6 protein-coding genes and 2 pseudogenes are annotated in these 8,678 nt (G+C 64.3%); 3 read left to right on the top strand and 5 right to left on the bottom strand.

From position 1 onward, the window contains the following. From pdxA to lptF, 5 genes and pseudogenes are all read right to left on the bottom strand, one after another. Positions 1-210 (bottom strand): annotated as a pseudogene (pdxA, locus tag MOV74_RS23760) (4-hydroxythreonine-4-phosphate dehydrogenase); the annotation flags it as partial. Next, positions 210-1,145, bottom strand: coding sequence for a peptidylprolyl isomerase (locus MOV74_RS23755; RefSeq protein WP_246927867.1), 936 nt, complete (start codon positions 1,143-1,145; stop codon positions 210-212). The gene MOV74_RS23755 and the pseudogene pdxA, both read right to left, overlap by 1 nt. Before the next feature lie 69 nt (positions 1,146-1,214). After that, positions 1,215-3,704, bottom strand: coding sequence for an LPS-assembly protein LptD (locus tag MOV74_RS23750; protein ID WP_246927864.1), 2,490 nt, complete (start codon positions 3,702-3,704; stop codon positions 1,215-1,217). Continuing rightward, positions 3,704-4,801, bottom strand: a complete 1,098-nt coding sequence (lptG, locus tag MOV74_RS23745; protein WP_246927863.1) for an LPS export ABC transporter permease LptG — start codon at positions 4,799-4,801, stop codon at positions 3,704-3,706. The genes MOV74_RS23750 and lptG overlap by 1 nt, the downstream gene beginning before the upstream one ends. After that, positions 4,798-5,964, bottom strand: coding sequence for an LPS export ABC transporter permease LptF (gene lptF / locus MOV74_RS23740; RefSeq protein WP_246927857.1), 1,167 nt, complete (start codon positions 5,962-5,964; stop codon positions 4,798-4,800). Before lptF ends, lptG begins: the two co-directional genes overlap by 4 nt. Positions 5,965-6,301: 337 nt before the next feature. Here lptF and MOV74_RS23735 point away from each other — a divergent pair, with 337 nt between their 5' ends. From MOV74_RS23735 to MOV74_RS23725, 3 genes and pseudogenes are all read left to right on the top strand, one after another. Further along, a complete protein-coding gene (locus MOV74_RS23735; protein ID WP_246927855.1) occupies positions 6,302-7,801 on the top strand; it encodes a leucyl aminopeptidase in 1,500 nt (499 codons plus the stop codon). A gap of 6 nt (positions 7,802-7,807) precedes the next feature. Then, positions 7,808-8,260: a DNA polymerase III subunit chi gene (locus MOV74_RS23730; protein ID WP_246927846.1), complete on the top strand. Its 453-nt coding sequence runs from the start codon at positions 7,808-7,810 to the stop codon at positions 8,258-8,260. Positions 8,261-8,425: 165 nt separating this feature from the next. Continuing rightward, positions 8,426-8,678, top strand: a pseudogene (locus MOV74_RS23725) (hypothetical protein); the annotation flags it as partial.

The raw sequence follows: 8,678 nt of genomic DNA, 5'->3' as shown, positions 1-8,678 counted from the left end.
CTCACCGGGGCTCACCGCGGCGATACTGACATCGGCGCCGAGCGCCTTGGCGCGCTGCGCGATCAGCGCCTCGTCGCCGCGCAGGTAGAAGGCGGGCAGGTTCAGCTCGCTGCGCCTTAGCCAGGCTGCGATCGTGATGTCGGGACCGATGCCGGCGGGCTCTCCCAGGGTCAGGGCAAGGGGAAGCGGCTTTGCTGCGCGATGGGCCATCAGCGGTTGCGATATTCGATCATCGCCGCCTTGCGGAGGTCGTCGAGATAGGCCTTCTGGGTCTTCTCGTACTTCTCCTGATACATCTTCTCGCGGACCTCGCGCTTCTTCGGCGTGTCGATCATGGTCGGCTTGCGCGCGCACAGCACCACCATCTCGATGCCGTTCTTGGTCATCTCGGGCGCGGTCAAATGGCCGATCGGCGTATCGTCGAGCACCTTGCGCAGCGGCTCGGGCAGCTCCGCGGTGGTCTTGGTGACGGTGTCGCGGATGGTGGCATTCGGCGTCGAGCGGAACAGCGAATTGGCTTCCTCGCAGCTTCCGACGCGTGAGCGATAGGTCTCGGCTTCCTTCTTGCGTGTTTCCAGGAACGCCGCGGACGAGCCGCGCGGCACGATCAGCACGATCGGCTGCATCTTGTATTCGGTGCCTTCGATCTGAAGCTTGTCGCCGGTCTGGGCCTGCACGGCCTGCGCGACGTCGCGCTCGCCGACGAGCAGCTTCTCCTTGAAGCGGCCGCGCACCAGGCTGGTCCAGACCATCTCGGCCTTCATGCGGCCCTTCAGCGTTTCGGGGCGGACGCCTTTGGATTCGAGCGACTTGGTGAGCTGCTCCGGCGAGATGCGCATGCGCTGCGCCATGCCCTCGTAGGACTGGTTGACGTCGGAGACGCCGGGATCGACCCCGAATTTCTTGCCTTCCTTGAGCTTCACCTTGTCGTCGATCAGCTCGTTGATGACCTCCTGCCGGGGCGGGGTCTTCTGCGTCGTCAGCTGGTCGAGCTTGGCGCGCTGATCGATGTCGAAATCCGTGATCGGATCGCCGTTGACCATGACGACGATGTTCTGCGCGCGCGACGGCGAGGGCAGTCCGGTCAGGATCAGCCCGGCACCGATGGCGAGCAGGAGGCGGAAGACGGGCAATGGGGTCGTCATGATTGTCGCTCGCATGTCAACCGCGTCGAGCCTGTGATGGGAGCAAGCGCGGCCGGCACTTCAAACCGTTCACTGGAGGCCGGCGGAACTGCTGGTCGTCGACGAGGTCGCCAGCGTGCGCAGGCCGATCTGGAACATGAACGCATGGCTCAGTACGGGCGGCGCGGTGCCCGCAGAATAGCTATACGAAGTTACGTAGTTCGCCGCCAGCACGAAGCAATCGTCGACATAGCCGGCACCGAGCACATACTGGTTGATCTTGTTGGCCTCGAGGTCCCACCGCGCCGACCCCGACACCACCCAGTTGGTGGCGATCTTGATCGAGCCCGAGGTCAGGATGCCCTCGCGGCGGGTCAGATAGCCGAGTTCCGGCTGCGCCGCGTAATTGCCGTACAGCACGGCGACCGCCCAGCGATTGAAATTGGCGCGGCCTTCCGCCTCGAAGCGCTGGACGTTCCAGGTCTGCTCATCCATGCGGGAGCGGACGCTGAACGTGTAGGTGCTGTTCGGCGAGTAGCTGGCGCTCGCGACATAATCGGAACGCGGCTTGTCCAGGCCGGAATCCAGACCGGTATTGATGGTGTCCTGGACCGCGAAGGAGTTCATGCCGAACAGCTGGTAGGACTGGCCGAACAGCACCTTGACCGCGCCGCCCTTGTCGAACTGCGTGGTGGACTGCACGCCGACATTGGCGCGGCCGCCGCCCTCGACGCGGTCGTAGCCGGAGAACTTGTCGACGCTGAACAGGTTCGAGGCGTCGAACACCATGCTCTGGGCGTCCTCGTTCGGGAGCTTGCCGGCATAGGTCTCGTTCGGCCGGATGATGATCTGCGCGATCGGCTCGACCGTGGTCGACCCCCATGGCTGAACGTTGATGAAGGGATAGCGGTATTCCAGGCCCACGGTCGGCATCAGGCGGAACGCCTGGGTGTCGCCGACGGGAAGATAGTTCGACACGCCCGGCTGGTTGGAGACCGAGGAGTTGATCGCGTCGGCGCGCAGGCTGGCGAACGGCGTCCAGATCTGGCCGAGCGGATCGGTGAACGATTTGCGCCACTGCGCTTCAGCCGTGAGGCGGGTATAGGTGCCGGGGAAGCCGCGCAGCAGGCACTGCGACGGCGTGCGGGCCAGCGGATCGGCCGACGCCGTCGTGCACAGGCTGCTGGTGTTGGCGACCGTGGTGATCGGATCGAACACCGCCTGGTCACGCGACATGTTCACGAAATTGGTCTTGTAGCTGAACTCGCCGCCGAAGACCGGATAGTTGAGCACGTTGGAATAGTCGATCACCGGATAGACGATCGGCACCTGGCTCTGGTTACCCGAATAGCTCAGCCAGTACATCGTGCGCGCGTCGAAGAAGCTGCGGTTGCCGACGCCGGTCAGATAGAGCTGCGACAGCGCCTCCGTCGGCAGCAGCAGGAACGAGCCGAGCGGATCGCGGTACTGATAGAGCCGGTAGTCCGAGAAGAAATAGTAGTCGGACATCAGGACGCCGTCCCAACCCCAGACCCATTTGTCGTTCAGCGCGAACTGACCCTTGGTGTCGACGGCGCCGCGGAACTGGCGGTCGCCGGGCTGCCCCGCAAAGGCGCCCGGATCGAGCTGGTCGATGCCGTAGGCGCGGATCTGGTAGGCGCCGTCGATCAGGCGCTGACGGAATTCGCCCTGCAGCATCACGCCCTGCCGCGACATGAAGCGGGGGGTGAAGGTTGCGTCCATGTCGGGCGCGATCGCCCAATAATAGGGAACTTCGGCGCCGAAGCCGGTGTTCGTCGTGCCCGGAAAGTAGCCCGGCATCAGGAAGCCGCTCTTGCGCTTCACGGTCGGGTCGGGCGTCGAGAAATAGGGCATGTAGGCGATCGGCACGCCGAAGAACTCGATCTGTGCCGTCTCGAAGTACAGCATCTTCTCCTGCTGGTCGTGGATGATGCGCGCACCCTTGACCTGCCACAGCGGCGGCTTCTTCGGATCGTCCTTACACGGCGCGCAGGCCGTGTAGACGCCGTTCTCGAACACGGTGTAGTTGCCGCTGGAGCGGTCGGCGCGGCTCGCTGCCATGCGGGTCTGGTCGGCGGTGTCCACGCGCAGCGAATCGACGAAACCGTCGCGGTAATCGTCGGAGAGATCCATGATCTCGGCATAGGTGATCTTGCCGTCGGCATCCGTCATGCGGATGTTGCCTTCGGCATGCAGCCGCTTGGTCTTCTGGTCGTAGATGACCCTGTCGGCTTCGACGCTGGTGCCGTTGTAGAACAGCTGGACGTTACCGACCGCCGAGACGCGCGAATTGTTGTAGTCGTAATCGACCTCGGTCGCCTGCACCAGCATCTGGTTGTCGTTGGGAGCCTTGGGCGGCTTCGGACGCGGCGGCAGCGGATTGTAGGTGAAGCTCTGGGCGGAGGCGGGGGCCACGGCGGCGACATCGATCAGCCCGCCGAGCGATGCCACGGCGGCGACCGCCAGCAGCAGCCTGCGGATGGACAAGCCGCTCCCGTTCGCGCGCACTACGGTGCGACGCGTCAAACGAGACACGAGCCCTCCATGGACGGCAGTCACTAACCGTCCTCCTGATACAACAAGGCCAAAAAGCCGGTGAGGCCGCCTACCACCGCAGGCAACCACGCCGCAGCGATCGGATGCATCAACTCAGCCTTGCTCAAGTCTTCAGTCACTTTCGACAGAACGTAGAGCAGAAAGCCTGCGCCCACGCCACTCAAAACCATCTTTTGCACGCCGCCCATCCGGAAGAAGCGCAACGACACGGAGGCCGCGAGCATCACCATGGCAGCCAGCAAAAATGGCTGCGCCAGAAGCTTCTGATACTGGAGTCGGTATCCGGCTGTCGCGAAGCCTGAGCTCTCGGAAGAGCGGATGTAGCTCGGTAGTTGCCAAAAGGACACAGTCTCGGGGGTGGAAAAGCTGTTGCGGACCTGCGCCTCGGTCAGGGTCGTTGGAATCTGCAGGCTGGCCTGGTCGACCGGCGGGGAGTCCAGCGAGAAACGGCGGACGCCCTTGAACAGCCAGCGGCCGGTCTCGAGAGTCGCCTCGCGCGCCTCGACCCGCTCCTTGAAGTGCTGCTCCGGGTCGAACCGGAACAGCGTGAGCCCCGTGAGCCGGACGCCCTGCTGCTCGCTGCGCGCCGCATTGATGATGGTCTGGCCGTCGCTGGTCACCTGGTTGAGCCAGAAGCCGGAGGCGTCCTGGATGCCGCCGCCGGGCGCCGAGCCGAACAGCTCGGCCTCCATGCGCTTGGAAGCTTCGCGCAAATTGGCCGACATCGGATTGTAGGCGACGGTGGCGATCACCCCGATCAGGAGCGCGCTGCCGAGCGCCGGCGAGATGAACTGCCATGCGGAGATGCCGGCGGCGCGCGCCACCACGAGCTCGAGCCGGCGGGAGAGGGCGAGATAGCAGGTCATGGCGCCGACCAGCATGCAGAACGGCGTCAGCTTCTCCAAAAGCTGCGGCACCCGGAACAGCGAGGTCTGGGCCACCATGAGCGCCGAGGCCGATGCCAGCCCTGAGGTCTTGCGCACCATCTCGATGTAGTCGACCAGCACCAGCAGCAGGAAAATGCTCGCGAATACGCCGAGCGCGGCAACCACGAAGCGGCCGGCGAAATAGCGCCCGAGTGTGTTGGTGAGCATGCTCATGCGGTGGCCGGGCGTCCGAACAGCCGCGCGATGCGCGCGTTCGACCTGTTGATGGCGTCCATCAGGCCAGGGGGCGGCTCGACCACGACGCCGCCGATGATCATCCACAGCCCGACGCCGATGGCGCCGAAAACCATGGCGTATTGCAGCAGCACCGGCCCCGGCGACTTCACCGCCATCACCGAGCAGGCAAAGCCCGCCATGCGCAGGCCGAACACCGCGATGATCGATGAGCCGATCGAGAAGTTACGGCTCTGGCGGGTAGTGCGCGGCGCCCCGAGGAACGCGAAGGTCAGCACCGCAAAGGCGAAGGGATAGATCGGCGCGAGCAGGCTGTCATGCAGGGCCGAGCGGAACTGCCCGGGGATCTGCTTGTAGACGGGATCGTTCTCGGACGGTGAGAGCAGCTCCCAGAGATAGAGCTCGCGAATGCCGAGGGTGACGTCGCGGCCCTTGGAGAATTTCGACATGTCGAAGCCGTAGCGGCCGAAAGCCACCAGCGCCGGATCGCGCTTGCCCGCCTCGAAGCGCTGGAGATTGCCCGTTTCCAGCACCAGGAACGAGCCGGTCTCATTCTTCACGACCTCGCCGCGTTCGGCGACGATCGAGACGCGCTCGTTCGGGTCGCGGCGGTCGTCGATGAAGATGCCGGCAAGGATGCCGCCGGGCTGGCGTTCGCGAATCCGGATCGTGAGGTTCTCGTCGAGCCGGGCGAAGCGGCCGGGCTGCAGGATGTTGGTGAGCACGTCCGCGGTGATCTCGGCATCCCACTGCTTGATCCGGCGCATGCCGTCGGGGGCGAGATAGGCCGCGATGAAGGCAACCAGCAGCGCCACCACACAGGTGGCGTAGAAGAACGGAAAGAACAGCCGGAACGGCGAGAAGCCGGCGGCATTCATCACGATGATCTCGGAATCGGTCGCGAGCTTGTTCAGCGTGTGCGAGATCGCGATCATCAGCGCGATCGGCGAGATGATCAGGACCAGGGCCGGCACGACCAGGCTGGTGATGCCGAGGAAGGTGAGGATGGTCTGACCCTGGCTCGTCATCAGGTCGATGCCGCGCAACGCCTGCGTAATCCAGATCACGCCGGTGAGGCTGACCAGGACCAGCGCAAACGACGCCAGCGTCGTGCGGAAGATATACTTATCGATCGACCCCATGCGCTACCGCACGAATCCCACCAAGTCCCCATGTCGGCCGAAATTCCACTGCCCAACCCATCCCCGATGAGGGGATCCCCAAGGTTGGCCAGCGCCTCTTCCGCCAGCTTACTCTCTCACTACCATCCCTTTGATCCGTCAACAAAATGGCTGCCCCGTGGCACCCTCAATATATGGTTAATATTTCACTCGATGTGGCCTTGAGGCCACGGGGGGTGCTTGGCATCTGCCGGGCCGCTGGCCCATAGTGCGGAAGGCTCAGTGAATCGTCGTTCAGGTCCGGCACGGTCAGGGCCGGTGAATGACGGAAAGACCAATATTTTTGAAGGAGTTACCTATGTCCGATGCCATCAAGGTCGGCTTCGTCCCATTGTCTGCTGCCGCCCGTGGCATCCTGGTCGTGTTCTGCGACGACAGCCTGAAGGTCGGTCCGGCGACGGCCAAGGCGCTGGGCGGCGCTGTCGAACTCGTGAAGCGCGCGGCCACCGCCGCCGCCTTTAAAGGTAAGAGCGGGGCCGCGCTGGACATTCTGGCGCCGGAAGGGGTGAAAGCCACCCGTCTGCTCGTGATCGGCGCCGGCAAGGCAGCCGGCCTGAAGGCGAACGATTTCCTCAAATTCGGCGGTGTGGCGGCGAGCAAGCTTGCCGCCGGGACGACCACCATGACAATTATGGCGGAGCTGCCCGATGGCGCCATGACGAGCGAGCAGGCGGTTGCGATCGCTTCGGGCCTTCGCTTACGCGCCTACAAGTTCGACCGTTACAAGACCAAGAAGAAGGATGGCGAGGAGGGCGGCTCGCGCGCCGAAATCTCGCTTGCGGTCGGCGATGCCAGTGCTGCGAAGAAGGCGTTTACCGCGGCCGGCCACGTCGTCGACGGCGTGATCATCGCGCGCGACCTCGTCAACGAGCCGCCGAACGTGCTGTTCCCGGAAGAATTCGCGCGCCGCGCCAGCCAGCTCCGCAAGCTCGGCGTCAAGGTCGAGGTGCTCGACGTCAAGGCGATGCAGAAGCTTGGCATGGGCGCGCTGCTCGGCGTCGGCCAGGGCTCGGCGCGGCCGAGCCGTACCGTGATCATGCGCTGGGACGGCGGCAAGAAGGGCGAGGCGCCGGTCAGCTTCGTCGGCAAGGGCGTCTGCTTCGACACCGGCGGCATTTCGATCAAGCCGGCCGGCAGCATGGAGGACATGAAGGGCGACATGGGGGGAGCGGCCTGCGTCGTCGGGCTGATGCACGCGCTGGCGGCGCGGAAGGCCAAGGCCAACGTGGTCGGCGCCATTGGCCTCGTCGAGAACATGCCCGACGGCAATGCGCAGCGGCCGGGCGATATCGTCACCTCGATGTCGGGCCAGACCATCGAGATCATCAACACCGACGCCGAAGGCCGCCTCGTGCTCGCCGACGTGCTCTGGTACGTCGCCAAGAAGGTGAAGCCGAAATTCATGGTGGATCTGGCGACGCTGACCGGCGCCATCGTGGTCGCGCTCGGCACCGAGCATGCCGGCATGTTCTCCAACAATGACGAGCTTGCCGAACGCCTGCTGGCGGCCGGCATGGAGAGTGGGGACAAGGTCTGGCGCATGCCGCTCGGTCCCGAATACGACAAGCTGATCGATTCCCAGTTCGCCGACATGAAGAACACCGGCGGCCGTCATGGCGGCTCGATCACCGCGGCGCAGTTCCTGCAGCGTTTCGTCGATGGCACGCCCTGGGCCCATCTCGACATCGCCGGCACCGCCATGGGCGCGCCGAAGACCGACATCAACCAGAGCTGGGGCAGCGGCTATGGTGTCCGTCTGCTCGACCGTCTGGTCGCCGACCATTACGAGCGCAAATGACCTGAGATGACTGAAGTCCTGTTCTATCATCTGCAAAACATGACGGTAGAGAACGTGTTGCCCCCGCTTCTCGAGAAATCGCTCGAGCGCGGCTGGCGCGTCGTGGTGCAGTCGACCTCGGAAGAGCGGGCCGATGCGCTCGACGCGCACTTATGGACCTACCGCGACGATTCCTTCCTGCCGCACGCGACATGGCGCGTGAACGATGCCGCCGATCAGCCGATCGTGCTGGCGATCGAGGAGGGCAATCCCAACGGCGCCCATGTCCGCTTCCTGGTCGACAACGCCGCATTGCCACAGGACGCGCAGGGCTATGCGCGCATGGTGCTGCTGTTCAACGGCGACGATCCGGATGCGCTCGCGCTCGCCCGCAGCACCTGGACGGATTGCAAGGCGCGCGGATTTGATGTCACCTATTGGCAGGCCGACGAGCGGGGCCGGTGGCAGCGTCGGAATTAGCGTCGATCGCAATTAATGATAATTTGCACTTTTCGGGCGATGCTGGCTTTTGTCACCTTCGTGCCGCAAAGTGATGTTGGGACAATCGCTTAGGGCTGGTCCTTCACGCGGGGAATTTGGTTTATCGTGCGACATCAAAAGCTTCCCAGGTCGCTCATAGTTGCGTTGGCTGCCGTAGCACCGCTGATCGCGGGCTGTTCGGGCGGGACCGATCTGTTGTCGAAGGACGCCGAATGGTTCCAGAAGCCCGGCCGTCTCTTCATCAAGAACATCTCGATCGAGTCGCCGCCGCTGACCCCCGACAAGCCGGTGGGAGCTGAGGATCTCGTCAGCGCCGACGGCGCCTGTCCCGCCAACGAAGCCGCGGAAGATGCCGAGCGGCTTGAGCCCCTTTTTGGCCGCGGCCTTATCGCTCATG

The sequence above is a fragment of the Bradyrhizobium sp. SHOUNA76 genome, from assembly GCF_023006445.1.
GTDB lineage: Bacteria > Pseudomonadota > Alphaproteobacteria > Rhizobiales > Xanthobacteraceae > Bradyrhizobium.
The sequence above is the reverse complement of the archived record's forward strand: the minus strand, read 5'-3'. Positions and strand labels throughout refer to the sequence as shown.